General features: G+C 63.1%; 2 protein-coding genes and 1 pseudogene. All 3 read left to right on the top strand.

All coding sequences use genetic code 11. The features are described 5' to 3' along the window. Nucleotides 1–1,153: methylmalonyl-CoA mutase family protein (locus AC1D1P_RS22175; RefSeq protein WP_477674468.1), on the top strand; the 1,153-nt coding region annotated here is incomplete at its 5' end. 7 nt (nt 1,154–1,160) lie between these two features. Continuing rightward, entirely contained in the window at nt 1,161–1,628 is a 468-nt protein-coding gene (locus AC1D1P_RS22170; RefSeq protein WP_477669120.1) for a GNAT family N-acetyltransferase, read from the top strand. Continuing rightward, nucleotides 1,628–1,886, top strand: a pseudogene (locus tag AC1D1P_RS22165) (methylmalonyl Co-A mutase-associated GTPase MeaB); the annotation flags it as partial. The gene AC1D1P_RS22170 and the pseudogene AC1D1P_RS22165, both read left to right, overlap by 1 nt.

Genomic DNA, 1,886 nt, shown 5'->3' with positions numbered 1-1,886 from the left:
CCCTTACAACAACGTGGTGCGCACCACCATCGAGGCGATGGCTGCTGTCTTTGGCGGCACGCAGAGCCTGCACACCAACTCGTTTGACGAAGCGATTGCCCTGCCCACCGAGTTCAGCGCCCGCATCGCTCGCAACACCCAGCTCATCATCCAGGAAGAAACCCACATTCCCCACGTCATCGATCCCTGGGCCGGCAGCTACATGATGGAAAAGCTCACCCAGGACATGGCTGACGCCGCCTGGGCCATCATTGAAGAAGTCGAGGCCATGGGCGGCATGACGAAAGCCGTCGACAGCGGCTGGGCCAAGCTCAAGATCGAGGCGGCCGCGGCTGAAAAGCAGGCGCGCATCGACAGCGGCAAGGACGTCATCGTCGGCGTCAACAAGTACAAACTCAAGACCGAAGACGCGATTGAATCGCGCGACATTGACAACGTGGCCGTGCGCGACGGGCAGATCACCCGGCTCAAGGCTATCAAGGCAAAGCGGGACATCGCTGCTGTGCAGGCCGCGCTGGACGCCTTGACGGCAGCCGCCGAAAATAACAACGGCAATCTGCTGGACCTTAGCATCAAGGCCGTGCGTCTGCGCGCCACGGTGGGTGAGGTCAGCGATGCCCTCGAGAAAGTCTACGGGCGCCACCGCGCCGATACACAAAAGGTGACCGGTGTGTACGCTGCCGCATATGACTCGGCCGAGGGCTGGGAAACTCTCAAGACCGAAATCAATGCTTTTGCTGAAGAGCAGGGCCGCCGTCCACGCGTGATGATCTCCAAACTCGGCCAGGACGGCCACGACCGCGGCGCCAAGGTGGTGGCCACGGCGTTTGCCGACCTGGGCTTTGACGTSGAYATGGGSCCGCTGTTCCAGACRCCCGAAGAGTGCGCGCGCCAGGCGATTGAGAACGACGTGCATGCGGTSGGYGTCTCYACGCTGGCGGCCGGCCACAAGACRCTGGTGCCGGCCATCATCGCCGAGCTCAAGAAGCAGGGCGCCGAYGACATCATCGTGTTTGTCGGCGGCGTGATTCCAAGGCAGGATTACGACATGCTGTACGAAGCCGGCGTGAAAGGCATCTACGGCCCGGGCACGCCGATCCCGGCCAGCGCCAAGGATGTGCTGGAGCAGATTCGCAAAGCTGTTGCGAAATGAGTCTGCGGTGACGGATATCAGTTCCCGCCTGTCCTTGCAGCCGGTTATCGCCGGTGATTTCGAGGAGATGCTGGCTTTGCGCATCGATGCCATGCGCCCCAGCCTGGAGCGCGTTGGCCGCTTCGATCTTGCGCGCTCGCGCGAGCGCTTGTCCGCGGGATTTTTTCCGCCGTACATGCAACACATCCTGCTTGACGGCAATCGCGTGGGCTTCTTCACGCTCAAGCCTGAGGGTGATGCAGCCCTGCGGCTCGATCATCTCTATCTGCGCAGCAACGCCAGCGGTCAGGGCATAGGTTCGTGGGTGCTGCGGCAGGTGATCAGGCAGGCACGCGAGCGTAGCCTGGCCGTCAGGCTGACTGCGCTGAAAGGGAGCGATGCGAATCGCTTCTATATGCGCCACGGCTTTGTGCTGCAAGGAGAAGAGGGTGTCGACTTGCACTACGAATGGCCAGCCACGGAGTCGGTCGCGTGATGGCCGCGCCCGATTTCCTCCAGGCCATCATGGGCCCGGACCMAATGGTGCAGCGCCGCGCCATCGCCAAGGCCATCACGCTGCTGGAGTCCACCCGCGCCGACCACCGCGCCCAGGGAGACGAGTTACTCACGGCCCTGCTGCCCCACACCGGCAAGGCCATGCGCCTGGGCATCAGCGGCGTTCCCGGCGTGGGCAAGTCCACCTTCATCGAGGTACTGGGCCTGTACCTGATCACCCAGGGCCACCGTGTGGCCG

This window comes from Polaromonas sp. P1_E1_2, assembly GCF_056406035.1.
Note: the sequence above shows the minus strand (reverse complement) of the source record. Positions and strands in the feature narration are given on the sequence as shown.